Below are 26,539 nucleotides of genomic sequence, written 5' to 3'. Positions count from 1 at the left end.
AAAACGGCGCCCTCGGAGTAGGAACCGAGGGCGCCGTCGGACCGGAAACTGATGGGGGTTATCAGCTGGCCGGTTTCGGTTGCGGCAACGGAGAAACCGGCATTCCGGGTCCGATCTTCTGCAAATTGCCCGTGATCACCTGGTCGGTCTCGGAGATGCCGGAGGTCACGGAGATCAGGTCGCCGTCGGTCGGGCCGAGCGAAACCAGCTTCTGGTCCACGGTATTACCTTTGCCGAGGACATAAAGGTATTTGCCGAGCTGGCTGGAGCCCAGCGCCACCTGCGGCACCATCAGCGTGTTGGGCTGCTCCTTCAGGTGCAGACGCACGCGCACATACTGTCCCGGCAGCAGCGTGAACTTGGCGTTGCCGATCGTGGCGCGCGCCGTGATGGTGCCGGTCGAATGATCGATCGTGTTGTCGATGAAGGTGAGCTGGCCTGTCTGGCTGGGCTGGGTCTCGCCGGGCAGCAACACGTCGACGGCGATCGGACCGGCGGCCTTCGCCTGCTCGATCTGCACGAGGTCGGTCTCGCTCGGATTGAAGGTCACATAGATCGGGTCGAGCTGCACCAGCGTGTTGAGCACCGTGCCGGCGACGCTGACCAGCGTGCCGACCGACGCCTGATTGCGCCCGATGCGCCCCGGGAACGGCGCCTTGATCTCGGCATAGCCGAGGTTGAGCTCGGCCGTCCGCACCGCCGCCTTGTCGAGCAACAGGCCTGCTTCGGCAGCTCGCAGCGTGCTGGTGCGCTGGTCGAAACTATCCTTGGCGAGATAACCGCTCTTGGCGAGGTCGGTGCCACGACCGAGGTTGGAGCGGGCATAGTCGAGCGTCGCGGTGTCGCGCTGCACCTGCGCCTTGGCCTGATCGAGCGCGGCCTGGTAGTCCTCAGGCGCGATCCGGTAGAGCAGATCGCCCTGCTTGACGTTGCTGCCGTCGGCCGCGGTCTGCTCCTGCAGATAGCCCGGCACGCGGGCCTGCAGCGTGATGCTGCGGATCGACTCCACCCGCGCCGCATAGTCGAGATAGATCGGCAGCGTCTTCTTCACGACATTGACCACCGGCACCGGCATGACGAAGGCCGCCGGCGCGGGCGCAGCACCCGCCGCGCCGCCGCCGAGGTTGCCCATGTCGAGAAAGTGCACGCTGGCCACCGAGATTGCGCCGAGCGCAATGGCCGTTCCCAAAGCGATTTTCCATCTACGCATAATTGATCTCCAATTCTATTCGGCTGCCTGGCGAGCTATTCAGCCGCCTGAGCGAGCGGCTGAAGCGCCGCCTCGGCGGTCGGTTCAATTTCTTCCTGCCGAGGGGCGTCGTGGTGTCCCTTGGCTGGTTCCTTTTCGCCGCGGCGTTCGCGCATTTGCTCGATCACCGCATAGAATACGGGCACGAAGACCAGCGAAAGGATCGTCGCCGCCACCATGCCGCCGAAGACGGTGGTGCCGATCGACTGCCGGCTGGCCGCACCCGCGCCGGTCGCGAACATCAGCGGCAGCACGCCGAGGATGAAGGCGAAGGCCGTCATCAGGATCGGCCGCAGCCTCAGCCTTGCGGCTTCCATCGACGCTTCGACGATGCTGAGGCCTTCCTCGCGCCGTCGCCGGGCGAACTCGACGATCAGGATCGCGTTCTTTGCCGCCAGGCCAATCAGCATGACGAAACCGATCTGCGAGTAGACGTCGATCTGCATGCCGCGCAGCAGAAGCACGACGAAGGCGCCGAACAAAGCGAGCGGCACGGCGAGCAGCACCATGAAGGGCATCGCCCAGCTTTCATACTGCGCCGCCAGGATCAGGAAGACGAAGACGATCGCTAGTCCGAAGACGACAGAGGCGATCGACCCGGCCTTGAGCTCCTGAAAAGTGATACCGGTCCATTCGTAGCCGAAGTCGCGCGGCAGCACGTTTGCCGCCGCCCGCTCCATCGCCGCCACCGCCTGTCCGGACGAGAACCCGGGGGCCGCGCCGCCATTGATGAGCGCCGAGGCATTGTTGTTGTAATGCGGCACGGTCTCCGGACCGACGATCGGCACCAGCTTGCCCAGCGTGCTCAGCGGCACCATGCCGCCTGAGGTGTTGCGCACATAGAGCCGCGAGATGTCGGTCGCGTCGGCGCGCGCGTCCTTGTCGGCTTGGATGGTCACACGGAAGGTGCGGCCGAACAGATTGAAGTCGTTGACGTAGAGCGAGCCGAGATAGATCTGCAGCGTGTTGAAGACGTCCGGCAGGTTGAGGCCGAGCAGCTTCGCCTTGCTGCGGTCGAGGTCGTAGTTGAACTGCGGCGTCGAGGTCGAGAAGGACGAGAACAGCTGCTGCGGATTGAGTTCCGGCTGCTTGCGCGCCTCGGCGAGCAGCGCTTGAGTTACGTCATTCAGCGCCGCGCTGCCGCGTCCAGAGAGGTCTTCGACCTGGAACTCGAAGCCGCCGGTGGTGCCGATGCCCGGGATCGAGGGCGGATCGAAGGAGAGCGCGAACGCATCCGGCATCTGCAGGAGCTTGCCGCGCACCTGTTCGACCAGTTTCGACGCGCTCTGGTCAGGGCCGCGCTCATCCCAGGGCTTCAGGATGGCGAACTCCACCGCCGAGTTCGACTGCGCGGCGCTGGTCAGGAAGTTGAGGCCGCTGATCGAGCCGACAATGTCGACGCCGGGCGTGTTCTGCAGGATATCGCGCGCCTTCTGCGCCACCGCGTCGGTGCGCTCCAGGGAAGCGCCGTCCGGCAACTGGATGACCACGAAGAAATAGCCCTGGTCCTCGACCGGCAGGAAGGTCGAAGGCAATTTCTGCCAGACGAAATAGGTTGCGACGAGGCCGGCCGCGAACAGGCCGAGCATGATCCAGCGCAGCTTGATCAGGATGCGCACGCCATGGGCATAGGCATGCGACAGCCAGTCGAAGCCGGCGTTGAACCAGCGGAACAGCACGAACTGCGTCTCGCCGCGATGGCGCAGGAAGGCGGCGCTCAGCGCCGGGCTCAACGTCAGCGAGTTGAAGGCGGAGATGCCGACCGAGATCGCGACGGTCAGCGCGAACTGGTTATAGAGCCGGCCCGAGACGCCGGGGATGAAAGCGACCGGGATGAACACCGCCATCAGCACCGCGGTGGTGGCGATGATCGGTCCGGTCACCTCGGCCATCGCCGCGCGCGTCGCGGCCAGCGGCTTGAGCCCGGCTTCCAATTGTCGTTCGACATTTTCGACCACAACGATCGCGTCGTCGACGACAAGGCCGATCGCCAGGACCATGCCGAGCAGCGACAGCATGTTGAGCGAGAAGCCCAGCATATACATGATCGCCAGCGTCGCGATCAGCGACACGGGGATGGCGATGGTGGGGATGATCGTGGTGCGCCAGCTCTGCAGGAAGATGAACACCACCGCCACGACCAGCACCAGCGCCTCGCCGAGCGTGATCAGCACGTCGTGCATGGAGGCCGACACGAAGCGCGTCGTGTCGTAATGCATGGCGTAGTGGACGCCCTTCGGAAAGCGCTGAGACAGCTCCTGCATCTTGTCCTTGACCCGCTGCTGCAGGGCGAGCGCGTTGGAGCCGGGCATCTGGTAGACGGCGAGCACCACGGTCGGGTCCTTGCCGAAGAAGGCGGAGGACGAATATTGCAGTGCGCCGAGCTCGATGCGGGCGACGTCGCGCAGACGCACGAGCGAACCGTTCTGGGAATTCGCGCGCACGACGATGTCGCCGAACTCCTTCGGGTCGCTGAGGCGGCCGACGGCATTGACCTGCATCTCGAAGGCGGTGCCGGCGGGCGCCGGCGACTGGCCGATCTTGCCGGCCGCTACCTGCACGTTCTGCTCGGCAATGGCGTTCTGCACATCGACGGCGGTGATGCCGAGATTGGAAAGCTTGTCCGGGTCGAGCCAGACGCGCATCGAATAGCGGCGCTCGCCGAAGATCTGCACGTCGCCGACGCCGGGCAGGCGCTTCAGCGGATCGACCACTTGCAGATAGGCGAGATTGCTCAGCGCCACCGGATCGACCGAGCCGTCCGGCGAGGTGAGGTCGACGATCAGCACGAAATTGGGGTTCTGCTTCTTGATCGTCACGCCGCCCTGGTTGACGATGGCCGGCAGGGAGGATGCGGCCTGCGAAACACGGTTCTGCACGTCGACGGCCGCCGTGCTCAGCGGATAGCCGACATCGAAGGTGATGGTGATGGTCGAGGAGCCGTCATTCGAGCTCGTCGACGACATGTAGGTCATGCCCTGCACGCCGTTGATCTGCTGCTCGAGCGGCGTGGTGACCGTATCGGCCACGACCTGCGCGCTGGCGCCCGGATAATGGGCGCTGACCACAACTTGCGGCGGCGTGATGTCGGGGAACTGCGAGACCGGCAAAAGGAAATAGGCGATCGCACCGGCGAGCACCATGATGATGGCGATCGCCGATGCGAAGATCGGGCGGTGGATGAAGAAGTTCACCATGATGCGGACGCCTCACCGAACGGTTTTGCGAAATGGCGCATGCGCCGGGTCCGGCCGGAGCCGGAATCCGCCAGGAAGGATGGCGGGACTTCATCGCCCAGCGCCTGTTCCGCCGCGCGCGAGCGCAGCATCTGCTCGAAGGCTTTGGGATCGATCCCGTCCGCCTTCATCACCAGCCGGATCATCGGATCCCGGATGGCTTCGTCGATCGTCAGGTCTTTGCGCTTTTGCATAGGAGCGGTTCCTTGCTGCGGCCCGCATCGGTTGATCACGGGCCGCTTTCTCTCGAATTCACCGGCCGAAGCCGCATGACAGGCAGGTTTTGCGTCCTATCTCACTCTGGCAGGGCTATCGTGGGCCTTGTCGTTTGACGGGGAGTGATATAGGTGTTACCAGTAAGTAACATGCTGGAAGTTACAGACCGGTAACACCCTAGTCAAGAGGTGACCTCGGTTTTTTTGGAAACGACGAAAGGAGAGCATGATGACTGACGGCGTTGCGGAGCGTTCCCGCCCCCGGGACCGGATCCTGGAAACGGCGCAGGACATGTTCCACAAGCACGGCATCAAGGGTGTGGGCGTCGACGCCATCACCGAGGCTGCCGGCACGAACAAGATGACGCTTTACCGTCATTTCGAGTCCAAGGACGAGCTGGTCGTCGAATGCCTGCGCGCCACGGCGGCGAAGGCTTCAAGGATATGGGACGAGTTCGAGGCCAAGCACCCCGACGATAAGCTCGCTCAGCTGCATGCCTGGGTCCAAAAGGCTTCGGAACTGCTCAGCGCCGACAGCCGCGGCTGCGACATGGCCAATGCCGCCGTCGAGCTTACCGAGACAGATCACCCGGCCAGGCGCGTCATCAAGGAGTTGAAGGAGGCTCAGCGCGAGAAGCTGGTTGCGCTTTGCCGCGATGCCGGCATTGGCCAGGCCGAGCTTCTGGCCGACACGCTGTCGCTGCTGCTTGAAGGCGCGCGCGTCTCGATGCAGAGCGTAGGGGCGGAAGGCCCGAGCGCGCAATTCGTGCGCATGGCCGAAAGCCTGATCGCCTCGTTCCGGGCGCGCTGACAATAGGGGCAAAGAAAAAGCCCGCTGCCGGGAGGAGGTGGCAGCGGGCTTGATTTCGAATACGGCACGGGAGGAGGTGTACCGTACTCAGCGTCGGCATCACATCTGGGAGGAGGAGACGGCCGACACCCAGAGAAATACGGGGTGCCTAACGATTCGGCAATTGCGAAACGTGCATAGCTGCTGTGCAGAATTGTGGGATCAATTATCAGACAAATTCGCGAACCGGCCGTTCGAGGCAGGCGCCTGCTACTGCACCGGCACATTTTCCTTGAAGATCAGCCGCGGCTCGATGAATTTCTTCGTCAGATAGGGCGCCGATGAGGCGATTGAGCCGAGCAGGCGGATCACCGACTGCTCGGCAATCAGCCGCGCATTCTGGTCGATGACTACGTCGGCGAGATCGTCGACGAGATAGCGGCGCGTCTCCTTGGTCAGGTCATGACAGATGAAGACCGGCTTCCTGCGCGGCCTGACCTCGAGCAACGCCTTGGCCACGCCGGAGCGTCCCGCACCGGCGCAGTAGATGCCGAGCAGTTCCGGTTCGTTGTGCAGCGCCTTGATGGTGGCCCTGTAGCTGGCGTCCGGGTCGTCATTGCTTTCGGCAGCACTTGAGACGGTGAGGTTGGGAAACTCCTCGCCGAGCACCGAACGAAAGCCCATTTCGCGCTCCTCGTGGCCGCGATAGGAGCGCGAGCCGACCACCATCGCAAGATGCCCGGTCCGGTCGCCGACGAAGCGGCCCATCAGCAGCGCCGCCGTGCGACCCGCCACCCGGTTGTCGATACCGACATAGGCCGAGCGCGGCGCCGCCGGCACGTCGGAGATCAGCGTGACCAGCCTTATCCCGGCATCGACCAGCTCGCGCAGGATGTTGCGCGTGCGCGGGTGGTCGACGGCAATGACGCCGACACCATTGGCCTTCAGCGACAGGTTCTCCACCGCGCCCTGCAGCGCGCCCGGCGAAATGCCGGCAAGGTTGTGGATTCGGCAGGAAGCGACCAGGGGCAGGCGCTGGGCATAATCCTCGATGTGATGGGCGAGGTCGGCCATGAAGGCGTTGCTGCCGATCGGCAGGAAGAATTCGAGATGCGCCGGCTTCGACGGCAGCACCACTTGATCGAGCGTCGGCAGATAGCCTAGCTGCTTGGCCGCCTCCATCACCCGCTGCCGGTTGGCGGCGCTTGCGCCAGGGCGGTTGTTGAGCACCCGGTCGACGGTCGCGGTCGACAGGCCGCAGCTTCTGGCGATGTCGGTTACGGTGGCTTTCATGGGTCCAATCATAGGGGCTGATGCAATCCTGTGCCAGCGGCAGGCGTGAAGCGGCTGCCGGCCTGCCGATACGGCCTGCGGGTCAGCAATCAGCCATGCTGCTGCGGGCCGTCGGCGATCGCGTCACGGATTTCCTTGTCCGACATGCCGGTGATGACGCGCTCGACCTCGGCGACGGTGGTCTTTTTCGGGTCGATGTCGTCGGCCACCACCTTGCCCCGGCGCATCACCACGATGCGGTCGACCACCTGGAAGACGTGATGGATGTTGTGGGCGATGAAGATGCAGGAATGGCCGGAATCGCGGGCGCTGCGCACGAAGCTCAACACGCCTTGCGTCTCGGCGACGCCCAGATTGTTGGTCGGCTCGTCGAGGATGATGAGATCGCTGTCGAAATGCATGGCGCGCGCGATCGCCACCGCTTGCCTCTCACCGCCCGACAGCGAGCCGATCGGCGTCGTCGGCGGGATGTTCTTGGTGATGCCGACCTGCTTGAGCAGATCGCGCGCCACCGAATTCATCGCCTCCTGGTCCATGCGGTTCAAGAAGCGCGGCGGTTTGATCGGCTCGCGCCCGAGGAACAGGTTGCGCGCGATCGACAGCTGCGTGACCAGGGCGGAGTCCTGGTAGATCGTCTCGATGCCATGCGCGATGGCGTCGCTGGTGCTGCGCAGCGTGACCTTCTTGCCGCGGATGAAGATGTCGCCGCTGGTCAGCGGCACCGCGCCCGACAGCACCTTGATCAGCGTCGACTTGCCGGCGCCGTTGTCGCCGAGCAGTCCGACGATCTCCTTTTCATTGACGTGGAAATTGGCATCCACCAGCGCCTGCACGTGCCCGTAGGACTTGCGGATGTTTTCCATGCGGATGAGCGGTTCGGCCATGGTTCACGTCCCTGCCTGGTGACGGCGCTCGAGCCATGAGTGCAGCGCCATCATGCCGAGGATGATCGCGCCGATGAAGATGTTGTAGGCAAGTCCCGGCACGCCGATCAGCACGATGCCGTTGCGCATGACGCGCAGGATCAGGATGCCGAGCACCGTGCCGATGATGGTGCCGCGCCCGCCGGTCAGCGCCGTGCCGCCGATCACCACCATGGCGATGACCTCAAGTTCGTAGCCGGTGCCGCTGTTGGGGTTGGCGGCGGAGGTGCGCAGCGACGAGATAACGCCGGCCAGCGAAGCCATCACCGCCGACAGGATGAACAGGCCGACCTTGACGCGGTTGACGTTGACGCCGCGCGCGCGGGCGGCATTTGGATTGCCGCCAGCCGCCTGAATCCAGTTGCCGGTGCGGCTCTGCGTCAGCACATAGCCGAGCACGGTCGCGGCACCGATGAACCAGAACAGCGAGGCATAGACGCGGAACGGACCGATATAGAAATCACCGACCAGGATGTTCGCCAGCCAGCTGCCTTCGGCACTCCAGGTGCGCTGCGGGAAGCCGTCGGTGATGAACAAAGCGGTGCCGCGCACGACCAGCAGCATGCCGAGCGTCACCAGGAAGGACGGTATCTTGAGCTGGGTGACGAACCAGCCATTGACCAGCCCGATCAGAGCTGCAACCACCAGGGCGATCAGCAGGCCCAATTCGAGGGACGTGACGCCGCTGTTGTAGAGCGTCCACATCAGCACCGGCGAGAAGCCGAACAGCGAGCCGACCGAGAGGTCGAATTCGCCTGATGTCATCAGCAGTGTCATCGCCAGTGCGATCAGGCCGAGCTCGACGGTGAAGGCCAGGATGTTGGAGATGTTCTGCGGCGACAGGAAGTCGGGATTGATGCCCCAGAAGACGACGAGCTCGACGATGAGCAGCACCAGCGGACCGAATTCCGCTCGCGCGATCAGGCGTTGGATGAAGGAACGGTTTTCCATTGAACCCGCGTCGTGAGGGCCGGCCATCCGATTTGGATGGCGCGGAGGGACAGGAAAAAGCGGTCGCGACAGTGATGTCGCGACCGTTCGCTCAGGGATTATTTGCCGGACAGGATCTTGTCGTAGACGCCGGCGGTGTCCTTTTCGTAGAGCGCGCCGGTAATGACGTTGAAGCCCGGAGGGATGCCGCTGGCGGCCATGTTGGCCAGCGAAAGCGCCACATAGCTGGTCGCTTGCGGGTCCTGCCACTGCGCGGCGTTGACGTAGCCGTTCAGCACTTCCTGGGTGGTGTCGAGCGAATTGCCCCAGCCGACCACCGGGATTTCACCCGGCTTGACGCCGACCTGGTCGAACACGCGCTTGATCGAGCCGGTGACCAGGTCGCCGAGGCCGATGATCGCCTTCACCTTGCCCTTGTGCGCGGTGAGGTAGTCGACCATGCGGTTGATCACTTCGGCCTGGTCGAGCGTCGCCTCGGTCACCTCATGGGTGATCCCGAGCGGCTCGAACACGCTCTTGATGCCTTCCTCTTCCTGCACGCCATAAGTGGCGCCGGGCACTTCGACGGGCATCCAGACGAAGTCGCCCTTCTTCACCAGGCCCTTGTCGACGAGATACTGCGCCCAGTGCTTGCCGAAGGTGACGTTGTCGCCGCCGACATAGGCGTTGAAATTGGCCTTCGGATCGGGCGTGTTGAAGTTGATGATCGGGATGTTGGCAGCGCGCGCTTCCTTGACGATTGCGACAAGGCTGCCCGGGTCGGGGCTGGTGGTCACGATGCCGTCGGCCTTGGCCGAGATAGCGGCGCGCACGGCCTCCTGCTGGGAGGCGACGTCGCCATTGTGGAACGAGGTGTTGACTGTGTTGCCTGTGTCCTTGGCCCATTGCTTGGCGCCAGCCAGGAAGTAGGTCCAGACCGGATCGGCCGGGCCGCCATGCGAAATCCAGTAGAACGTCTTGGCTTGAGCCATCGCCGGAATGGCGATCGCCGCGATCAAGGCAAGCACGAGCAGTCTTAGCCGCGAAAGCATTCGATTTCCTCCCATGTTGAAACTCTCCTCCTAGATCGAGCGCGATGCGGTCGCCAAGGACCGCATCTCCTGCCAGCGCCGACCGGAACGTCTAGAGCATTCTCTTTTTTGGGCGGTGGCAAGCCTCCGTCGCCAATGGATGTTGGCACAGGCGCGCGCGCCATCAGCAATCCCATCAGATTGCATCAGATGCGGTGCTATTTTCCGGCCAGGCAGCGCCGTCGCCCATCACGTTGGTGGACGGGCTTTCGACAACGTCGCTCGTCGCGCGGCGCTAGATGAGGTCGGCCCTTGCCAGGTCCCGCATCAGGTGGCTGGCGCCGTATGTCCAGTGCGGACAATCCGGCGATAGCCTGACGCGGTTGGTGAGCGCGCCGAGCTTTTCCGACGAGATGGTGACGATGTCGCCGACCTTGTGGGTAAAGCCCTTGCCCTTCTCGCCGCGGTCCTTCGACGGCACGAACATGGTGCCGAGATAGAGCGCCAGCCCGTCCGGATACTGGTGATGCGGCCCCATTGCCGCCTTGACCAGCTCCTCCGGCGAGCGGCTGATTTCCGCCATCGAGCTTGCGCCCTCCAGCGAGAAGCCATCCTCGCCCTCGACGCTGAGCCGCACCGTGGCGCGCTTCACGTCGGCGATGGAAAAGGTCTCGTCGAACAGCCGGATGAAGGGCCCGAGCGCTGCCGAAGCATTATTGTCCTTGGCCTTGCCGAGCAGCAGCGCCGAGCGTCCCTCGACATCGCGCAGATTGACGTCGTTTCCGAGCGTCGCGCCGACGATGCGGCCCGAGCTGTCGGCGATCATGGCGATCTCCGGCTCGGGATTGTTCCAGGTGGAGACGGGGTGCAGCCCGACATCGGCGCCGAAGCCGACCGAGGCCATCGGCTGGCATTTGGTGAAGATCTCGGCGTCCGGGCCGATGCCCACTTCCAGATATTGCGACCAGGCGCCGCGCGAAATCAGCTTGGCCTTGATCTCCATCGCTTCCGGCGAGCCGGGCTTGAGCTTCGACAGGTCATGACCGATCAGTCCGGCGATGTCGGCGCGGATGGCGTCGGCCTTTTCCGCCGAGCCGCGCGCCTGCTCCTCGATGACGCGCTCGAGCAGGCTGACGACGAAGGTGACGCCGGACGCCTTCACCGCCTGCAGGTCGACGGGCGAAAGCAGGATCGGCTTCTTGGCGTCGCGTTCGGCCTCGAAACTGTTCGCCGCGATGTCGGCGAGCGCGCCGATCGCCTTGCCCTTGGCCGAACGCAGATAGTCGGCCGGATCGTTCAACTCGCAAAGGTCGCGCACCGTGGGCGCCGCGCTCGAGGTGATGTCGATCACCTGGCCGTCGCGCACCGTGACCAGCAGCGGATGGGAAGCTTCGCTGGTCCTGGCGCGGCCGACGAAAATTCCGTCGGCGGGCAGGCGGGTCGGATCGGTCATGATGATGTTCCTCTTGAATTTGCGCGCGGCACTCTCCCCGGATTTTGCCCAAACGTCTATCCCGTTGATGGTGTGGTCCATGGGGCCAATCGGTGTGCTGTCGCATAGTCGCCGGTGATCCGGCCCATCGAAACGCTCTTTCAAATCTGTGAAATCGACAATAGGATTTTCACGAGTGGCCAAGCATCAGGTGATCCGTGCCAGCAGCCTTTTCCGATCCGGTCTGGCAGAAACCCCAAACGGCACCGGCCTTTCGGTCCGAACTGTCCGGTGTCACGCTTGACGCGGTCGTCGTCGGCGGCGGCATCATGGGGCTGTCGACCGCCTTGCATGCGGCGCGTGCCGCTCTGTCGGTCCAGGTGCTGGACGCCGGAGCGATCGGGCAGGGTGCTTCGGGCCTCAACGGCGGCCAGGTCATTCCCGGCCTCAAATACGATCCTGAATGGCTGATCGAGCATTTCGGCAAGGAGCGCGGCGACGCCCTGGTCGCGTTCGCCGCCTCGACTGCCGATGCGGTGTTCGACGTAATCCGCGACGAGAAGCTGGCCGTGCCGTTCACGCGCAATGGCTGGATCCAGGCCGCGCACACGGAGACGGCCCTGAAGGCGGCCGCCAACCGCGATCGGCAATGGCGCTCGCGCGGCGCCGACGTCGAACTGATCGACCAGGCAGAGGTCGCTGCGATGACCGGCGCCAAGGGATATATCGGCGGCTGGCTCGACCGCCGCGCCGGCGTCATCGATCCGCTGTCCTACACGCTCGAACTGGCCCGCGTCGCCTCGGCCGCCGGCGCCAGCATCGCCGAACAGCAGCGGGTGGTGAAGCTCCGCAAGGAGGCCCGTGTCTGGCGGGTTTGGACGCAAAGCGGCGCCGAATTGCGGGCCAAGTCCGTCGTGCTCGCCACCAACGCCTATACGGACGGGCTGTTGCCCGGCCTCGCGCAGACAATCGTGCCGCTGCATTCCTTCCAGATTGCCACCGCGCCGCTGCCGGCCGAGCTTGCCGCAAGCATCCTGCCGGGCGGGCAAGCCGTTTCCGATTCCCGTCGCATCTTGGTCTACTACCGCAAGAGCCCTGACGGCCGCATGGTGCTGGGCGGCCGCGGCCGCATGGCGCTGCCTTCAACGGCCGCGGACTGGGCCCATTGCGAACGCGCGCTGCTGCGCCTCTATCCGGCACTTGCCGGCATCGCCATCGAAAAGCGCTGGTTCGGCCGCGTGGCGCTGACACCGGATCACCTGCCGCATCTGCATGAGCCGGAAAAGGGCCTGCTCGCCGTCGTCGGCTGCCAGGGCAGGGGCGTCGGCCTGATGAGCGCGCTGGGCAAGCGCATGGCGAACTACCTTGCGAGCGGAGATGCCGGGCAATTGCCGTTCCCGCTGTCGCCGTTCAAGCCGATCCCGTTCCACGCTTTCCGCCAGGTTGGCATTGCCGCGGCAATCACCTGGTACCGGATGCTCGACGCGTTCGAGCGCTGACTCCGAACGCGTGCAGCGCACAAGCGATTCTGCTTGACAGTTTCATGAATATGAAAAAACAATAGTCGATTTCAGAAATCCGATGGGCAGCCCTAAACAGGCAAATAAAAATGTCGACCATCGCTGCAACACGTCCCTTGCCGGAAAACCGCATCTCGCCGGTATTCCGCTTCGCTATGCTGCTACCGGGCGGGCTGGTCACATTCTTCCTCATCCTGTTCGCGCTCGGCCTGGTGGTATTCCTCGCCTTCAGGGGTAATGACGGCTCGCTGCTCGGCGTCGGCCTGACGGCGGAGAATTTCCTCACCGTCGCCACCGACCCGCTTTACTGGACGGTGACGCTGCGCTCGCTGGTCATTGCCGGCCTGGTGACGCTCGCCACCGTCGTCACTGCATATCCGGTCGCCTACTATCTCGCCTTCCATGCCGGCCGCCGCCGCAACCTGCTGCTTTTCCTGGTCACGTTGCCGTTCTGGACCAGCTATCTCTTGCGCGTCTTCGCCTGGAAGATCGTGCTTGCCTATAATGGCGTGCTGAATTCGGCTTTCATCGAGACCGGCCTCTGGTCGCAGCCGACGCTTGCCTTCCTCAACACGCCGGCCGCCGTGGTCGTCACGCTGGCCCACGCCTACGCGCCTTTCGCCATCCTGCCGATCTATGTGGCGCTGGACACGATTCCGAAATCGCTGCTCGAAGCCGCTTCCGATCTCGGCGCGCGGCCCTTCACCAGCTTCCGCCGCGTCGTGCTGCCCAATTCCATGCCGGGCGTGCTGGCCGCGGCGCTCGTCGTCTTCGTCCCGACGGTCGGCGACTATGTCACGCCGGCCATGGTCGGCGGTCCGGCCAGCACCATGATCGGCACGCTGATCCAGTCGCAGTTCGGCAAGGCCAACGACTGGCCGTTCGGCGCCGCCCTCTCGGTCTGCGTCATGCTGGTCATACTGTGTGTCGTCCTGGCGGCTCGCGGCGCCGACCGCAGATTCGGCAGCCGCACATGAGCGGCGCGCGGACCGACGCCAACGCGGGCGGCCGCTGGCTCGGCCTCTATGTGCTTGGCTATCTCGTCTTCCTCTATCTGCCGGTCCTTTTGATCCCGCTGTTTTCCTTCAACAACTCCATCCAGGCGGCGTTTCCGCTGCAGGGCTTCACGCTTGAATGGTACCGGACGCTCTACGGCAGTCCGGCGCTCTCCGGCGCTCTGGCCAACAGCCTGGTCATTGGCGCCATCGCCGCCTTCGGCGCGACGCTCTGCGGCATCACCGTCTCCTATATGGACCTCTACGGCCGCTCGCCGCTCGCCGCCACCATCAGCGCCATCGCCCGCCTGCCGATCCTGATCCCCGGCGTCATTGTAGGCATTTCGCTCCTGATCCTGGTCAACCTCATCGGCCTCGGCCCGTCGCGCGTTTCCATCGTGCTCGGCCATATCCTCGTCGCGCTGCCGACGACGGTGGTGGTGATGCGCAGCCGCTTCGCCGCTATCCCGAAGACCATCCGCGAAGCGGCCCTCGACCTCGGCGCGTCCGACTGGACGACGTTCCGGCGTATCATGCTGCCTCTCAGTGCGCCGGCAGTGCTCTCGGCCTTCATGCTCTCTTTCCTGATTTCCTTCGACGAGTTCATCGTCGTCTTCTTCCTCGCCGGCACCGAGCCGACACTGCCGCTCTACATCTGGAGCCAGTTGCGCTTCCCGCGCTCGCTGCCGACCGTGATGGCGCTGGGAACGGTGATCCTCACCACCTCCTTCATCATCGCCGGCACCGCCGAAATTCTTCGCCATCGCGGTCTCGGCGCCGCGCGCCGCAATCCAGCCTGAACCACAACAAAGAAGAGGAGAACGAAAATGACTGTACACCTGAGATCGATCACCGGACACAAGGCCCGGGCCGGCCTTGCCGCACTCGCGCTCGCGCTGTCGTCGACGGTCGCTCTGGCCGCCGACAAGCTGCAATATTTCACCTGGTCGGGCTACGAATTGCCGGACTTCAACAAGAGCTTTCTTGCCGCGCATCCCGATGGCGTCGAGGCGACGATCTTCGGCGACGATGACGATGCCTTCACCAAGGTCAAGGCCGGCTTCCGGCCGGACATCGCGCATCCCTGCTACGACAAGGTGGCGCGCTGGAACAAGGAAGGCCTGCTGCAGCCGATCGACACCAAGCGCATCAAGAACTGGGATTCGATCTTCCCGGTGTTCAAGAACCTGCCCGACCTGCAGGCCGGCGACGGCAAGGTGTGGATGGTGCCGTGGGACTGGGGCAACACCTCGATCCTCTACCGCACCGATCTGGTGAAGAACCCCGAGGCTAGCTGGAACCTTCTGTGGGACAAGCAATATGCCGGCCGCATGGCCACCATCGACGCCGTCCACGACACGCCGATCGTCGCGGCCCTTCTGGCAGGCGTGAACCCCTTCGACATGACGCCGGACCAGATGGACAAGGTGGCGCAAAAGCTGCGCGAGCAGCGGCCGCTTCTGTCGAGCTACACCACCGACATGACCTCGGTCGAGCAGGCGCTGGCGAGCGGCCAGCTGGTCGCCGCCATGACCTGGAATGCATCGGCTACCTCGCTCAAGAAGCAGGGCGTGCCGGTCGAGTTCATGAAGCCGAAGGAAGGCATGCTGACCTGGGCCTGCGGCTTCGTCATGCTGAAGGACGCCAAGAACGTCGATCTCGCCTATGACTTCATCAACAGCCGGCTCGACGCCGACTCCGGCAAGTTCCTGATCCAGTCCTATGGCTATGGCAGCTCGCTCTCGACCGCCTTCGCCGGCGTGTCGAAGGAGGAGCTGGGCAAGCTGCAGCTGCCGGCGGATCCGGAGGTGATGCTGAAGAGCACCATTTTCACCGGGCCGATGAAGCAGAACGACGATGTGGCGAAGATGTTCGAAAAGGTGAAGGCCGGCGGGTGAGCTCAGGCCTCCCCTTCTCCCCTTGTGGGAGAAGGTGGATCGGCGCGCAGCGCCGAGACGGATGAGGGGTGATCCAGGGAACGCCAGCGTCTCGCTCCGCTGGAGCACCCCTCATCCGTCGCCTTCGGCGACACCTTCTCCCACAAGGGGAGAAGGGGGAACCTGGCGGCGCTGCGCCGCACCGGTGGAAAGACAACGAGGACGAATGCATGGATGTTCTTGATGAAGCAGCCGACAAACCGAAGGACGATGCCGATGTGCGCGTCGGCCGGCGCGTGCGGGCGCTCAGGCTCGAGCGTAACCTGTCGCTGGCCGATCTTGCGGCCAAGGCTGGCATCTCCATCGGCGCGCTCAGCCAGATCGAGCGCGGCATGTCCTCGCTGCGCGTCAAGGTCATCTGGCCGCTGGCCGCCGCGCTCGACATCGAACCTTCGGCGCTGATCACTGATGGCAATGAAGCGGTCAACGACCTCTATTGCGTGCGCGCCGACAAGCGGCGCTCGATCCCGGTGAAATCGGAAGGCATCGCCAAGGCGCTGCTGTCGCCGCCCGCCGCGACGCTCACCGGCATGCTGGTCACGGTCGAGGCCGGCGGCGGCACGGCGGAAGCCTATGCCCATGCCGGCCACGAATTCGGCTTCGTCATGACCGGCGAGGTGGAGCTGGTGGTCGACGCCACGACTTATGTTCTGAAAGCCGGCGACAGCTTCGCCTTCAAAAGCACGCTGCTGCATGCCTTCCGCAACCCCGGCGCCGAGCGCTGCCAGGTTCTCTGGGTCAACACCACCAAGCCATCCGAGGTGCGCGATGGCGCCTGATGCCTCAGAGCAATTCCAGGAAAAGTGTGAAGCGGTTTTCCGTCCGGAATTGCGAGAGCCATTGGTTCGGCTCGAGAAAGTCTCGAAAGTCTTCCCCGGTGGCATTGTTGGTCTTGATAGCGTTGACCTCGATATCGCGCCCGGCGAGTTCCTGACCCTGCTCGGCCCTTCCGGTTGCGGCAAGACGACGAGCTTGCGCGTCATCGCCGGCTTCGAGAGCCCGACCAGCGGCAATGTGCTGCTCGAAGGCCGCGACATCACTGGCCTGAGGCCCTTCGACCGTCCCGTCAACACCGTCTTCCAGGACTATGCGCTGTTCCCGCATATGGATGTCGCGGCCAATGTCGGCTTCGGCCTCTCGCTGCGCAAACTCGCCAGTGCCGAGCAGGCCAAACGGGTCCGCGAGGCGCTCGATATGGTCGGGCTCGCCGACAAGCTGCGCGCCCGCGTCTCGGAACTCTCAGGCGGCCAGCGCCAGCGCGTCGCGCTTGCCCGCGCCATCGTGTGCGAACCGAGGGTACTGTTGCTCGACGAGCCGCTGTCCGCGCTCGACGCGCATCTGCGCGAGCAGATGCAGATCGAGTTGAAGCGACTGCAGGCGCGCCTCGGCACCACTTTCGTCATGGTCACCCATGACCAGACCGAGGCGCTGTCGATCTCCGACCGCATCGTCGTCATGAACAAGGGCCGTATCGAGCAGATCGCGCCGCCGGCGACGCTTTACGATCGCCCCGCGACGCGCTTCGTCGCCTCCTTCATCGGCACGATGAACCTCCTGCAGTCGCGCTTTGTCGGCCGTGAGGGCGAGCGCCTGCGCTTTGCCGCCGGCGAACTGCCGTTGGAGGCTACCTCCGACAGCGGCGAGGCGCCGGCCGCAGGCGACATGCGCACCATCGGCGTGCGCCCGGAAGATCTTCTGGCTGCCGGCGAAGCCGCCGAAGGAACAGCGCCGGCGCGGGTGAGCGGCGTCGTCTTCCATGGCCGCACGCTGCGCCTTCATGCTGAGCTCGGGCAGGGAACTTCGATCGTCATCGATGCCCCGCGCCGCGCCGATGGTTCTCAATTCAGCGTCGGCGACGTGGCGCATGTCAGCCTGCGCCGTGGCGCCAACTGTCCCATGCTTTCCAACTGATACGATAGCGTTGGTTCAGGACGCCTTGGCGAAGAATCCCTGATAGTCGGATTTGGCTCGCAGCAGCCGCAGGATGTTCTCGCGCGAGCCGCGCACATGCGCGCGGGCACGCTCGCCGGCCAGCGTGACGTCCTTCATCACCTCGTTCGACGAGGTGGTGGTGTCGCTGTTCATCTCGGGCGGCGAGACCACGACGCTGACGCGCCGCATGTTCAATGCGCTGCGCGACCAGATCGACCCCACGATTGCCGCCATCTCGACTTGCCTGATCGTGCTATCGATCGTCTTGTTGTCCGCCGCCCAGCTTTTCGGTCGCGGACGTTGATTGAGGGATACCAAAACCAGCATGCGTGACTTCCAGTTCCCAGGCCGCTCGCCGGTCCGCGCCACCGAGGCGATGGCCGCGACCTCGCATCCGCTCGCCACCCTTGCCGCCATCGACATGCTGCGCTCCGGCGGCAACGCCATGGACGCCGCCGTCTGCGCCGCCGCGGTGCAGGCGGTGGTCGAGCCGCAGTCGACCGGCATCGGCGGCGACTGCTTTGTCCTCTATTGCCCGAAGGGTCATGGCAACGTGCTTGCCTTCAACGGCTCCGGCCGCGCGCCCAAGGCCGCGACGGTCGACTGGTATCTGGACAAGGGGTTCAACGAACTCCCGAAGCAGGGCCCGCACGCGGTCACCATTCCTGGCGCCGTCGACGCCTGGTGCCGGCTGCTGGAGGATCACGGCCGCAAGGGTATAGAAGACGCACTCGCTCCGGCCATCCGCTATGCGCAAGACGGCTATGTCGTGCACGACCGTGTCGCCTTCGACTGGGAGGATCCCGAGACAGACCTGTCGGCGGACGAGGTGGCCACGCGCATCTTCCTGCCGGGCGGCAAGCCGCCCAAGGCCGGCGATGTCCATCGCCAGCCGGAGCTTGCCGAGACGCTGCGCGTCATCGCCAAGAAAGGTCGAGCTGGTTTCTATGAAGGCGCGGTGGCTGAAGACATCGTCGGTCGGCTTCGTGCGCTTGGCGGCCTGCACACGCTCGACGATTTCGCCGCCACCAAGGGCGATTACCGGACCGCGGTCAGCACGTCCTATCGCGGTTACGACATCCACCAGATGCCGCCGAACAATCAGGGCCTGACCGCGCTTCTGATGCTGAACGTGCTGTCAGGCTTCGACCTTGGCGCACTCGACCCGAACGGTGCCGAGCGACTGCATCTGGAGATCGAGGCTGGCCGGCTGGCCTATCAGGACCGCGACGCATTTTTCGGCGATCAGGATCATGTCGATGTTCCAGTGAAAGCGCTGCTTTCCAGCGCCTATGCCGACCGCCTGCGCGCCGCGATCGATCCCGAGCGCGCCATGACCGATCTGCCGCGCCTCGACCTGCCCGGCAGCGACACGGTCTATATCAGCGTCGTCGACCGCGACCGCAACGCGGTGAGCTTCATCAACTCGACCTATTATTCCTTCGGCAGCGGCGTTGTCGGCCCGAAGACCGGGGTCGTGCTGCAGAATCGCGGCTCAAGCTTCCGCCTCGATCCGAAGCATCCCAACGCCATCGCGCCGGCCAAGCGGCCGATGCACACGATCATGCCGGGCATGATGACGAAGGATGGTCGGGTCCTCATGCCGTTCGGCGTCATGGGCGGCGGCTACCAGCCGTTTGGCCATGTGCATCTTTTGACCGACATGATCGACTTCGGCATGGACCCGCAGCAGGCGATCGATGCGGCACGGGTGTTCTACAACCACGATGTCGTCGAAGCCGAGCGAAGCGTGCGCACCGAGACGATCGAAGGCCTGCGCCGGCGTGGCCACCGGGTGGTTGAACCGGATCATCCACTGGGTGGCGGGCAGGCGGTGCTGATCGACTGGGAAAAGGGCACCCTGACCGGCGCGTCCGATCCGCGCAAGGACGGCCTGGCGCTCGGATATTGAGCAGCGCTGGACATAAGCCGATCGTTCGAAACATAGTCTGGAACCATGACAAACAGCGAAAACGCCACCGATCTCGCCCGTCGCCTTGCACCCGGCGCCGAAGACGCGCCGGCCATTGCCGCGCCCGAACGGACGGCCCTCTCGCATGGCGGGCTGCGCCGCCTGATCCGCGATACCGTGGCGCGGCTCAACGCGCTCGGCATCGGCCGTGGCGACCGCGTCGCCATCGTGCTGCCGAACGGCCCGGAAATGGCGACTGCGTTCATCGCGGTGGCAGCCGCCGCGTCCACCGCGCCGCTCAATCCGGCTTACCGGGCCGACGAGCTCGATTTCTATCTGAGCGACATCGGCGTCAAGGCGATCCTTGTCGGCAAGGACGAGCAGGGGCCTTCGGTCGACGTTGCCGAACGGCTCGGCATCCCGGTGCTGCGGCTGGTGGCGCCGGATGGCGCGCCGTCTGGTGTTTTCACGATCGAAGGTGGTCCGGTCGGCTCGCCCCTTTCATCGGGATTGGCCGAGGATGGTGAAATCGCGCTCCTTCTGCACACCTCCGGCACCACGTCGCGTCCAAAACTGGTGCCGCTCAGCCACGCCAATCTTGCGGCGTCGGCAGCGCATATCGGCGCGACGCTTGGCCTGACGGCGTCGGATCGCTGCCTCAACATCATGCCGCTGTTCCACATCCATGGGCTGATCGCGGCGGTGCTGTCCTCGCTCGCCGCCGGCGGCAGCGTTTTCTGTACGCCGGGCTTCAACGCGCTGCGTTTCTTCCAGTGGCTCTCCGAAGCGAAACCCAGCTGGTACACCGCCGTGCCCACCATGCACCAGGCGATCCTGCCGCGCGCCGCTCGCAATCCCGAGCAGCTAGCCGAAGCGAAGCTGCGCTTCGTCCGTTCGTCCTCGGCTTCGCTTCCGGCGCAGGTGATGGCGGAGCTCGAGGCGACCTTCGGCTGTCCGGTGATCGAATCCTATGGCATGACCGAGGCCGCGCATCAGATGGCGTCGAACTGTTTGCCGCCGGGCCAGCGCAAGCCCGGCAGCGTCGGCGCATCGGCGGGACCGGAAGTGGCCGTCATGGCGCCTGACGGGCGGTTGCTCCAAGCCGGCGAGGTCGGTGAGATCGTCATTCGCGGCCCGAACGTCACCGCCGGCTATGAGAAGAACCCGGACGCCAATGCCAGCGCCTTCGCCCATGGCTGGTTCCACACCGGCGACCAGGGCGTGCTCGACGAAGACAGCTACCTGCGCGTCACCGGCCGGCTGAAGGAGATCATCAACCGCGGCGGCGAGAAGATCTCGCCGCTCGAGGTCGACGGCGTGCTGATGGATCATCCGGCGGTGGCCCAGGTCGTCACCTTCGCCATGCCGCATGACAAGCTCGGCGAAGAGGTGGCAGCGGCCGTCGTGCTGCGCGAAGGCCAGTGCGCCAGCGAGGCGGACATCCGCGGCTTTGCCGCGACGCGGCTCGCCGATTTCAAAGTGCCGCGCAAGGTGCTGATCCTCGACGAGATACCCAAGGGCGCGACCGGCAAGCTGCAGCGCATCGGGCTTTCGGCCAAGCTCGGGCTCGGCTGATGCGCATCACCGTCTTCGGAGCCGGCGCCATCGGCGGCTATCTTGCCGCCAAGCTGGCGATCGCCGGCTCTGTCGATCTCTCAATCGTGGCGCGCGGCGCGCATCTGGAGGCGATCAAGGCCGAAGGACTTCGCCTGGTCGAGGACGGCAAGGAGACGGTGGCTCCGGTGAGGGCGGCGGCACGCGCCGAGGAACTCGGCGTGCAGGACTATGTCGTGCTGGCGCTGAAGGCGCATTCGCTGGCGCCGGCGCTTGAGCAAATCGCGCCGCTGCTTGGTGAGCGGACAGCCGTCGTCACCATGCAGAACGGCGTGCCCTGGTGGTATTTCCACAAGGCGGGCGGCGCGCTCGAAGGCACGCGGCTCGCTGCGGTCGATCCGGGTGGAACGATCTGGCAGCGTATCGGGCCGGAGCGCGTCATCGGCTCCGTCGTCTATCCGGCCGTCGAGGTCGATGCGCCCGGCCTGATCCGCCATGTCGAGGGCACGCGCTTCTCGCTGGGCGAACCTTCGGGCGAAAAGAGCGAGCGGGTGACCGCGCTTGCCCGCGAAATGGTCAAGGCCGGGCTGCAGGCGCCGGTGCGCGAGGATATCCGCTCGGAGATCTGGGTAAAACTCTGGGGCAATCTCTCCTTCAACCCGATCTCGGCGCTGACCGGCAGCACGCTTGCGGCCATCGTCGCCGATGAAGGCACGCGCGCCGCCGCCCGCGCCATGATGCTGGAAGCGCAGGTGATCGGCGAAAGCCTCGGTGTACGCTTCCCCATCCCCGTCGATCGCCGCATCAAGGGCGCCGGCGATGTCGGCGAGCACAAGACGTCGATGCTGCAGGATCTCGAGCGCGGCCGCCCGATGGAAATCGACGCGCTGGTCACGGCTGTGCAGGAGCTCGGCCGCCTCACCGGCCAGCCGACGCCGACCATCGACACCGTGCTGGCGCTGGTGCGGCGGCTGGCGATCGAACGGGGTTGTTATTCTTCCTTGTAATTCTTACGGCCGGCCGACGCGCTGACTGTCATGGCAGTATCTCAGACGGTGATTATCATTCACTGGCTGGCGCCTGCATCCTGACACGAATTGTCACCTTGGAACGGCGCTCGGGTGGCGGCCCAACAGTCGGCCCCCTATCTGCAGTTCGTCTGAACAGGAGGAAATCATGACCACTGCCGAGATTGCCAAGGATTTCACAGAACTCCTCAAGCAGGGCGATAGCCACAGCGCTGCCGCGAAATACAATGCCAACGACATCGTCAGCTACGAAGCGATGGAAGGCCCGATGGCTGTTTGCAGCGGCAAGGAAGCCGTCAAGCAGAAGGGCGAATGGTGGGAAGCGAACCATGAGGTTCACGGCGGCTCGATCGATGGCCCCTATGTCAATGGCGACCAGTTCGCCTTGCGCTTCAGCTTCGACATCACGCCCAAATCCACCGGCGAACGCGTCAAAATGGACGAGGTTGGCCTCTACACGGTCAAGAACGGAAAGATCAGCGAAGAGCGCTTCTATTATTGAGAGGTGCGGCTTTCGAGGCCCGCATTTTTCGCGGTATTGATTTTGAGAAATGGCGGTCAGGCCGATGGCCTGGCAGCCATGTGACCTCCGTGATCGTCTTCACATAATCCGCAAGTTGGTTGGCCACGGTGAAAAATCCGGGCACCGCAAAGCGCTGGCAATGCGGGCGGGGCGGACTTAGGGTTCGGCCCGACTCGCAACCCCATCCGACCGAGGCCTGCCTTGATTATCACCATGTACGGCATAACCACCTGCGACACGATCAGGAAGGCGCGCGTCTGGCTGGAGAGCCATGACGTGCCGTATCGCTTTCATGACTACCGGGCCGAGGGAATCGAGGCCGACAGGCTGAACGGCTGGGTCGGCAAGGTCGGTTGGGAAAAGTTGCTCAACAAGGGCAGCACGACCTTTCGTGAACTGCCGGACAACGACAAGGAAGCGCTCGACGAGAACAAGGCGAAGAAGCTGATGCTGGCCAAGCCGACCATGATCAAGCGGCCGGTGCTGGAGGTCGGGGATCGGGTATTGGTGGGGTTCAAGCCGGAGGTTTACGAGGACGCGGTGAAGTAGGGGCGGGACGCCGAAGCTGCCAATCTCCCCCCTTGCGGGGGAGATGGCCGGCAGGCCAGAGGGGGGTGTGAAGGAACGCGGCGCTAGCAGATGTGTTCCAGCGCTGACCTGTCTTGGTATGCGGCGGCAAGCTGTTGAGAGGTCTGTGCGAGGCACCCCCCTCTGCCCTGCCGGGCATCTCCCCCGCAAGGGGGGAGATCAGATATCGCCGCCGCTTTCGCCAATCGCCAACGTAGCGGGATTCATCTCGTCCCCCGCAAATACCCCGCCAGCGCCACCGCATTGTTGTGCGCTTCGTCATGTGCGCCGTAGAGCAGTGTCACCTTGCCTTCGCGCAACAGGCCGCGCAGCTGCGCCACCGCTTCCTTGTTTGCGTCGAGCTCGGCTCGATACCGCTTCTGAAACTCCGTCCAGCGCTCCGGCTCGTGCCCGAACCATTTGCGCAACTCGTCGGTAGGCGCGATCTCCTTCAGCCACAGCGTCAGTTCGGCATCCTTCTTGCTGACGCCGCGCGGCCAGATGCGGTCGACCAGCACGCGCTGGCCGTCCGCCTTCTCAGGCGCCTCGTAGACGCGCTTCACCGCTATTTCGAACGCCATCACGCCTCCTTTGCCAAGCAATTCCAGGAAAAGTGTGCAGCGGTTGGGCTCGGCGACTTCGCCGTAGCCGTCCGTCCGGAATTGCGTAAACAAAAGTACTGTCAGGCCCACTCGCCCTTGCGCATGACCGGCACGCGGCTGCCGTCCTTGGCGACGCCGTCTATGTCGATCTTGTCGGAGCCGATCATCCAGTCGATGTGGATAAAACTCTTGTTGCCGCCGCGCTCAGCGATCTCGTCCTGGCTGAGCGACGCGCCGTTGACGAAGCATTTCGAATAGCACTGTCCGAGCGCGATGTGGCAGGCGGCGTTCTCGTCGAACAGCGTGTTGAAGAACAACAGCCCGCTCTTCGAGATCGGCGAGGAATGCGGCACCAGCGCCACTTCGCCGAGGCGGCGCGCGCCCTCGTCGGTGTCGAGCACCTTCTTCAGCACGTCCTCCCCCTTCGACGCCTTGGCCTCGACGATCCGCCCACCCTCGAAGCGCACCGAAATCTCGTCGATCAGTGTGCCTTGGTAGGAGAGCGGCTTGGTCGAGGAGACATGGCCTTCGACGCGTCTTGCATGCGGCGTGGTGAAGACTTCCTCGGTCGGGATGTTCGGGTTGCAGGTGACACCGTTCTTCGCCGTCGAGGCGCCGCCCATCCATTCATGGCCTTCCGCCAGTCCAACGGTCAGGTCCGTGCCCGGCCCGGTGAAATGCAGGTCGTGGAAATCATGCCCGTTCAGCCATTTCGTGCGCTCGGCCAAGGCGGCATTGTGCGCCTTCCAGTTGCCGATCGGGTCTTCGACGTCGACCCGCGAGGCCGCGAAGATCGCGTCGGCGAGCTTGACCACCGCGACGTCGTCCGGCTCGCCCGGAAACACTTGGCGAGCCCAGGCAAGGTCGGGATAGGCGACGATGTTCCAGTTGATGTCGAAGCCGGTGATCTTCTCCAGCGCCGGCTGGTAGGCCATCGAATTCGCCTTGTTGGCGCGCGCCACCTTGGCCGGATCCTGCGAAGAGAGCAGCGACGGATCCTCGCCGCGCACCGCAAGCCGCGCGGCATTGTTGGAGAAGGCGTTCGCCATGCCTTCGTACAGCCAGCCGGCGGCCCGGTCGAAGCCGGCATCAGCGCCATAGCGGAAGCGCGCCAGGGTGATCTCGTCATCGTTGAAGATCGGCGTCACCAGCCCGGCGCCTGCCTTGTAGGCGTGCTCGACGATGCGGCGCGTCAGCGGCAGCGCCGCGATCGACGAGGTCAGCACCAGGTCCTGTCCGGGCTGCAGTTGCAGACCGACCTTGATGGCGACTTCCGCCAGCCTGTCGAGCTTCACCGGGTCGATGGTTGCCGAAACGCCGCGCGAATGTGTGGTCATGATCTGCCTGCCATTTGTTGGGGTCTGGTTCTTACATAGACCGGTGAGCTTGACCTTTCCACCGCGATCGACTGGGCCTGCTCAGAGCATGATCCCGAAAAGTGTGTAGCGGTTTTCGGGAAAGATCATGCTCAAACGAGGTTAAGCGGCACTGTCGAGCGCCCGGAACTGCGCCATGGTCGCCTCGATCTCTTCCCGGATCCAGGCTTTGAAATCGCGCACCTTGCGGCTTTCGCTTTTCGTCTGCGAAGTCACTAGCCAGTAACCAAGCCCGCTCTCGGCCCGGACACCGAAGGGCGCGACCAGCCGGCCGTCGGCCAGCGCGTCTGCGGTGAGCAACTGCCAGGCGAGCATGACGCCGTGGCCGGCGATCGCCGATTCCAGGCAAAGCATCGGATCGGTGAAGCGCGCACCCTTTTGGAAGGTGACCGGCTTGACGCCGGCCGCCTCGAACCAGCCGTCCCAGCTGAACATCGCCCGCTCGTCGGTGATGGCGCAGGTCTGCGCCAGATCGTCGATCGACTTGAGCCTGGCCGCGATCGAGGGCGCGCAGACCGGAAACACTTCCTGGGCAAGCAAAAGCTCTGCGCGCCCGCCCGGCCATTTGCCGTCGCCGAGGCGAATGGCGATGTCGATGTCGGACCGGTCGAGATCGGCGACCCTGGCCGAGGCGTCGATGCGCAGCAGCACATTCGGATGCCGCGCGAAGTGCCGCGACAGTCTGGGCAGCAGCCATTTCGAGGCGAAGGCCGGCGCCACCGAGACGACCAGCGTGCACTCGTTGGCTTCATCGGCCAGCGCCACCGCTTGCGCGAGCTCGCGGAAGCCGGCGCTGAGCCGCGTCGTGAAGGCGGCGCCGAATTCCGTTGGCACGAGCCCGCCGGGCGTCCGATCGAACAGCGCCTGCCCAAGTTGCCTTTCCGTGCGTTTGACCTGCTGGCTGACGGCGCTGACCGAGACATTCAGCTCGACGGCCGCTCCGGCAAGCGATCCCAGCCGGGCGACGGTTTCCACGGCGCGCAGGCCGTTGAGATGGACGCGGTTCAGCATAGCCATTCAGTTTTTCTAAAGTGTTCGGGCCGAAATCTCAATTGAACTCGACAGGAAAAGGCGGAATTTAGCAGAAGTAGCCTTGACCCAGGAGGTTGTCCCATGAAGATTTTATCTTTGCTGAAAGGGCTTTCCGGCGCCGAGGCGAGTCCGCGCGACGATGGCGACATCGCCCGCTGGATCATCGATCCGCTGTCGCATCCCGTGCTCGACACCATGTCGCAGCGCGAGCTTGGCGATATGCCGTTCCGGCTGACCGCCGGCCGCACCGCATACGAAACAGGCTGCCACTAACATTGTCCGCTTATTATAGCGAGGCCCCCTCATCCGGCCCTTCGGGCCACCTTCTCCCCGAGGGGAGAAGAGATTGGCGCCGGCGCTGACGATCTCCTCTCCCCTGGGGGAGAGGTCAGCCGAGCGAAGCGGAGGCTGGGTGAGGGGGTGTCGCGGCTAGCGGCCCTGGCCCAACGCAAGCGCATTGTT

25 protein-coding genes and 1 pseudogene are annotated in these 26,539 nt (G+C 64.5%); 14 read left to right on the top strand and 12 right to left on the bottom strand.

Features of this window, described 5'->3' with window-relative positions; genetic code table 11:
• Positions 1-61 precede the first annotated feature (61 nt).
• The 3 genes from ACWGS9_RS08735 to ACWGS9_RS08725 are packed head-to-tail and all read right to left on the bottom strand — an operon-like array spanning position 62 to position 4,679.
• Complete coding sequence (locus ACWGS9_RS08735) at positions 62-1,210, bottom strand: efflux RND transporter periplasmic adaptor subunit (RefSeq protein WP_454504856.1); 1,149 nt, start codon at positions 1,208-1,210, stop codon at positions 62-64.
• A 35-nt stretch (positions 1,211-1,245) separates the two neighbouring features.
• A complete protein-coding gene (locus tag ACWGS9_RS08730; RefSeq protein WP_454504855.1) occupies positions 1,246-4,446 on the bottom strand; it encodes an efflux RND transporter permease subunit in 3,201 nt (1,066 codons plus the stop codon).
• A complete protein-coding gene (locus ACWGS9_RS08725) occupies positions 4,440-4,679 on the bottom strand; it encodes a hypothetical protein (protein WP_454504854.1) in 240 nt (79 codons plus the stop codon). Before ACWGS9_RS08725 ends, ACWGS9_RS08730 begins: the two co-directional genes overlap by 7 nt.
• Positions 4,680-4,929: 250 nt before the next feature.
• Here ACWGS9_RS08725 and ACWGS9_RS08720 point away from each other — a divergent pair, with 250 nt between their 5' ends.
• The gene (locus ACWGS9_RS08720) at positions 4,930-5,511 is read left to right on the top strand and encodes a TetR/AcrR family transcriptional regulator (protein WP_454504853.1); all 582 of its coding nucleotides are present in this window, start codon (positions 4,930-4,932) and stop codon (positions 5,509-5,511) included.
• 249 nt (positions 5,512-5,760) lie between these two features.
• On the opposite strand, the gene ACWGS9_RS08715 is transcribed toward ACWGS9_RS08720, so the two are convergent.
• The 5 genes from ACWGS9_RS08715 to ACWGS9_RS08695 all read right to left on the bottom strand — a co-directional run bounded on the left by ACWGS9_RS08715 (position 5,761) and on the right by ACWGS9_RS08695 (position 11,120).
• The gene (locus ACWGS9_RS08715) at positions 5,761-6,783 is read right to left on the bottom strand and encodes a LacI family DNA-binding transcriptional regulator (protein WP_454504852.1); all 1,023 of its coding nucleotides are present in this window, start codon (positions 6,781-6,783) and stop codon (positions 5,761-5,763) included.
• 89 nt (positions 6,784-6,872) lie between these two features.
• Positions 6,873-7,667, bottom strand: a complete 795-nt coding sequence (locus ACWGS9_RS08710) for an ATP-binding cassette domain-containing protein (protein ID WP_320211976.1) — start codon at positions 7,665-7,667, stop codon at positions 6,873-6,875.
• Between the two features lie 3 nt (positions 7,668-7,670).
• Positions 7,671-8,657, bottom strand: coding sequence for an ABC transporter permease (locus tag ACWGS9_RS08705; protein ID WP_454504851.1), 987 nt, complete (start codon positions 8,655-8,657; stop codon positions 7,671-7,673).
• 98 nt (positions 8,658-8,755) lie between these two features.
• Positions 8,756-9,688, bottom strand: a complete 933-nt coding sequence (locus ACWGS9_RS08700) for a substrate-binding domain-containing protein (protein WP_454504850.1) — start codon at positions 9,686-9,688, stop codon at positions 8,756-8,758.
• A gap of 274 nt (positions 9,689-9,962) precedes the next feature.
• Positions 9,963-11,120 (bottom strand): fumarylacetoacetate hydrolase family protein, encoded by a 1,158-nt coding sequence (locus ACWGS9_RS08695; protein WP_454504849.1) that lies wholly within the window; start codon positions 11,118-11,120, stop codon positions 9,963-9,965.
• A 197-nt stretch (positions 11,121-11,317) separates the two neighbouring features.
• Between ACWGS9_RS08695 and ACWGS9_RS08690 the strand changes: the two genes are divergently transcribed.
• The 6 genes from ACWGS9_RS08690 (at position 11,318) to ACWGS9_RS08665 (ending at position 17,462) form a co-directional block, all read left to right on the top strand.
• Complete coding sequence (locus ACWGS9_RS08690) at positions 11,318-12,598, top strand: NAD(P)/FAD-dependent oxidoreductase (protein ID WP_454504848.1); 1,281 nt, start codon at positions 11,318-11,320, stop codon at positions 12,596-12,598.
• A 110-nt stretch (positions 12,599-12,708) separates the two neighbouring features.
• Positions 12,709-13,596 (top strand): ABC transporter permease, encoded by an 888-nt coding sequence (locus tag ACWGS9_RS08685; RefSeq protein WP_454504847.1) that lies wholly within the window; start codon positions 12,709-12,711, stop codon positions 13,594-13,596.
• Positions 13,593-14,414, top strand: coding sequence for an ABC transporter permease (locus ACWGS9_RS08680; protein WP_454504846.1), 822 nt, complete (start codon positions 13,593-13,595; stop codon positions 14,412-14,414). The genes ACWGS9_RS08685 and ACWGS9_RS08680 overlap by 4 nt, the downstream gene beginning before the upstream one ends.
• A 27-nt stretch (positions 14,415-14,441) precedes the next feature.
• Entirely contained in the window at positions 14,442-15,512 is a 1,071-nt protein-coding gene (locus ACWGS9_RS08675; RefSeq protein WP_454504845.1) for an ABC transporter substrate-binding protein, read from the top strand.
• 209 nt (positions 15,513-15,721) lie between these two features.
• Positions 15,722-16,330 (top strand): cupin domain-containing protein, encoded by a 609-nt coding sequence (locus ACWGS9_RS08670; RefSeq protein ID WP_320307809.1) that lies wholly within the window; start codon positions 15,722-15,724, stop codon positions 16,328-16,330.
• A 61-nt stretch (positions 16,331-16,391) separates the two neighbouring features.
• Positions 16,392-17,462, top strand: a complete 1,071-nt coding sequence (locus ACWGS9_RS08665) for an ABC transporter ATP-binding protein (protein WP_454504844.1) — start codon at positions 16,392-16,394, stop codon at positions 17,460-17,462.
• Positions 17,463-17,477: 15 nt separating this feature from the next.
• On the opposite strand, the gene ACWGS9_RS08660 is transcribed toward ACWGS9_RS08665, so the two are convergent.
• The gene (locus ACWGS9_RS08660) at positions 17,478-17,600 is read right to left on the bottom strand and encodes a hypothetical protein (protein WP_454504843.1); all 123 of its coding nucleotides are present in this window, start codon (positions 17,598-17,600) and stop codon (positions 17,478-17,480) included.
• Here ACWGS9_RS08660 and ACWGS9_RS08655 point away from each other — a divergent pair.
• From ACWGS9_RS08655 to ACWGS9_RS08630, 6 genes and pseudogenes are all read left to right on the top strand, one after another.
• A pseudogene (locus ACWGS9_RS08655) lies at positions 17,593-17,787 on the top strand (ABC transporter permease); the annotation flags it as partial. The gene ACWGS9_RS08660 and the pseudogene ACWGS9_RS08655 overlap by 8 nt on opposite strands.
• A 21-nt stretch (positions 17,788-17,808) precedes the next feature.
• Positions 17,809-19,395: a gamma-glutamyltransferase gene (gene ggt, locus ACWGS9_RS08650; protein ID WP_454504842.1), complete on the top strand. Its 1,587-nt coding sequence runs from the start codon at positions 17,809-17,811 to the stop codon at positions 19,393-19,395.
• A gap of 45 nt (positions 19,396-19,440) precedes the next feature.
• On the top strand, positions 19,441-20,970 hold the full coding sequence (locus tag ACWGS9_RS08645; protein ID WP_454504841.1) for an acyl--CoA ligase: 1,530 nt from the start codon (positions 19,441-19,443) through the stop codon (positions 20,968-20,970).
• Positions 20,970-21,956, top strand: a complete 987-nt coding sequence (locus ACWGS9_RS08640) for a 2-dehydropantoate 2-reductase (RefSeq protein ID WP_454504840.1) — start codon at positions 20,970-20,972, stop codon at positions 21,954-21,956. The genes ACWGS9_RS08645 and ACWGS9_RS08640 overlap by 1 nt, the downstream gene beginning before the upstream one ends.
• A 169-nt stretch (positions 21,957-22,125) precedes the next feature.
• Positions 22,126-22,479, top strand: coding sequence for a SnoaL-like domain-containing protein (locus tag ACWGS9_RS08635; protein WP_454504839.1), 354 nt, complete (start codon positions 22,126-22,128; stop codon positions 22,477-22,479).
• A 222-nt stretch (positions 22,480-22,701) separates the two neighbouring features.
• Complete coding sequence (locus ACWGS9_RS08630) at positions 22,702-23,049, top strand: ArsC family reductase (protein WP_454504838.1); 348 nt, start codon at positions 22,702-22,704, stop codon at positions 23,047-23,049.
• Positions 23,050-23,291: 242 nt separating this feature from the next.
• Here the strand turns inward: ACWGS9_RS08630 and ACWGS9_RS08625 are convergent, their stop codons facing one another.
• The 3 genes from ACWGS9_RS08625 to ACWGS9_RS08615 form a co-directional block, all read right to left on the bottom strand.
• A complete protein-coding gene (locus ACWGS9_RS08625) occupies positions 23,292-23,648 on the bottom strand; it encodes a DUF488 domain-containing protein (RefSeq protein WP_454504837.1) in 357 nt (118 codons plus the stop codon).
• Between the two features lie 101 nt (positions 23,649-23,749).
• Positions 23,750-25,006: an aminopeptidase gene (locus ACWGS9_RS08620; protein WP_454504836.1), complete on the bottom strand. Its 1,257-nt coding sequence runs from the start codon at positions 25,004-25,006 to the stop codon at positions 23,750-23,752.
• Positions 25,007-25,147: 141 nt separating this feature from the next.
• On the bottom strand, positions 25,148-26,062 hold the full coding sequence (locus ACWGS9_RS08615; RefSeq protein WP_454504835.1) for a LysR substrate-binding domain-containing protein: 915 nt from the start codon (positions 26,060-26,062) through the stop codon (positions 25,148-25,150).
• A gap of 96 nt (positions 26,063-26,158) precedes the next feature.
• On the opposite strand from ACWGS9_RS08615, the gene ACWGS9_RS08610 reads away from it, so the two are divergent.
• Positions 26,159-26,350, top strand: a complete 192-nt coding sequence (locus tag ACWGS9_RS08610; RefSeq protein ID WP_454504834.1) for a hypothetical protein — start codon at positions 26,159-26,161, stop codon at positions 26,348-26,350.
• Positions 26,351-26,539 lie beyond the last annotated feature (189 nt).

It is taken from the genome of Mesorhizobium sp. Arg314, from assembly GCF_053714275.1.
This window is presented reverse-complemented; position numbering and strand designations above follow the sequence as displayed.

Bases quoted from the DNA above. Each gene is read 5' to 3' on its own strand.
- ACWGS9_RS08725 (WP_454504854.1), bottom strand. From the start codon at position 4,679: ATGCAAAAGCGCAAAGACCTGACGATCGACGAAGCCATCCGGGATCCG.
- ACWGS9_RS08735 (WP_454504856.1), bottom strand. From the start codon at position 1,210: ATGCGTAGATGGAAAATCGCTTTGGGAACGGCCATTGCGCTCGGCGCA.
- ACWGS9_RS08610 (WP_454504834.1), top strand. From the start codon at position 26,159: ATGAAGATTTTATCTTTGCTGAAAGGGCTTTCCGGCGCCGAGGCGAGT.
- ACWGS9_RS08695 (WP_454504849.1), bottom strand. From the start codon at position 11,120: ATGACCGATCCGACCCGCCTGCCCGCCGACGGAATTTTCGTCGGCCGC.
- ACWGS9_RS08730 (WP_454504855.1), bottom strand. From the start codon at position 4,446: ATGGTGAACTTCTTCATCCACCGCCCGATCTTCGCATCGGCGATCGCC.
- ACWGS9_RS08710 (WP_320211976.1), bottom strand. From the start codon at position 7,667: ATGGCCGAACCGCTCATCCGCATGGAAAACATCCGCAAGTCCTACGGG.
- ACWGS9_RS08635 (WP_454504839.1), top strand. From the start codon at position 22,126: ATGACCACTGCCGAGATTGCCAAGGATTTCACAGAACTCCTCAAGCAG.
- ACWGS9_RS08700 (WP_454504850.1), bottom strand. From the start codon at position 9,688: ATGCTTTCGCGGCTAAGACTGCTCGTGCTTGCCTTGATCGCGGCGATC.
- ACWGS9_RS08675 (WP_454504845.1), top strand. From the start codon at position 14,442: ATGACTGTACACCTGAGATCGATCACCGGACACAAGGCCCGGGCCGGC.
- ggt (WP_454504842.1), top strand. From the start codon at position 17,809: ATGCGTGACTTCCAGTTCCCAGGCCGCTCGCCGGTCCGCGCCACCGAG.
- ACWGS9_RS08715 (WP_454504852.1), bottom strand. From the start codon at position 6,783: ATGAAAGCCACCGTAACCGACATCGCCAGAAGCTGCGGCCTGTCGACC.
- ACWGS9_RS08705 (WP_454504851.1), bottom strand. From the start codon at position 8,657: ATGGAAAACCGTTCCTTCATCCAACGCCTGATCGCGCGAGCGGAATTC.
- ACWGS9_RS08660 (WP_454504843.1), bottom strand. From the start codon at position 17,600: ATGAAGGACGTCACGCTGGCCGGCGAGCGTGCCCGCGCGCATGTGCGC.
- ACWGS9_RS08615 (WP_454504835.1), bottom strand. From the start codon at position 26,062: ATGGCTATGCTGAACCGCGTCCATCTCAACGGCCTGCGCGCCGTGGAA.
- ACWGS9_RS08670 (WP_320307809.1), top strand. From the start codon at position 15,722: ATGGATGTTCTTGATGAAGCAGCCGACAAACCGAAGGACGATGCCGAT.
- ACWGS9_RS08720 (WP_454504853.1), top strand. From the start codon at position 4,930: ATGACTGACGGCGTTGCGGAGCGTTCCCGCCCCCGGGACCGGATCCTG.
- ACWGS9_RS08685 (WP_454504847.1), top strand. From the start codon at position 12,709: ATGTCGACCATCGCTGCAACACGTCCCTTGCCGGAAAACCGCATCTCG.
- ACWGS9_RS08620 (WP_454504836.1), bottom strand. From the start codon at position 25,006: ATGACCACACATTCGCGCGGCGTTTCGGCAACCATCGACCCGGTGAAG.
- ACWGS9_RS08680 (WP_454504846.1), top strand. From the start codon at position 13,593: ATGAGCGGCGCGCGGACCGACGCCAACGCGGGCGGCCGCTGGCTCGGC.
- ACWGS9_RS08625 (WP_454504837.1), bottom strand. From the start codon at position 23,648: ATGGCGTTCGAAATAGCGGTGAAGCGCGTCTACGAGGCGCCTGAGAAG.
- ACWGS9_RS08645 (WP_454504841.1), top strand. From the start codon at position 19,441: ATGACAAACAGCGAAAACGCCACCGATCTCGCCCGTCGCCTTGCACCC.
- ACWGS9_RS08640 (WP_454504840.1), top strand. From the start codon at position 20,970: ATGCGCATCACCGTCTTCGGAGCCGGCGCCATCGGCGGCTATCTTGCC.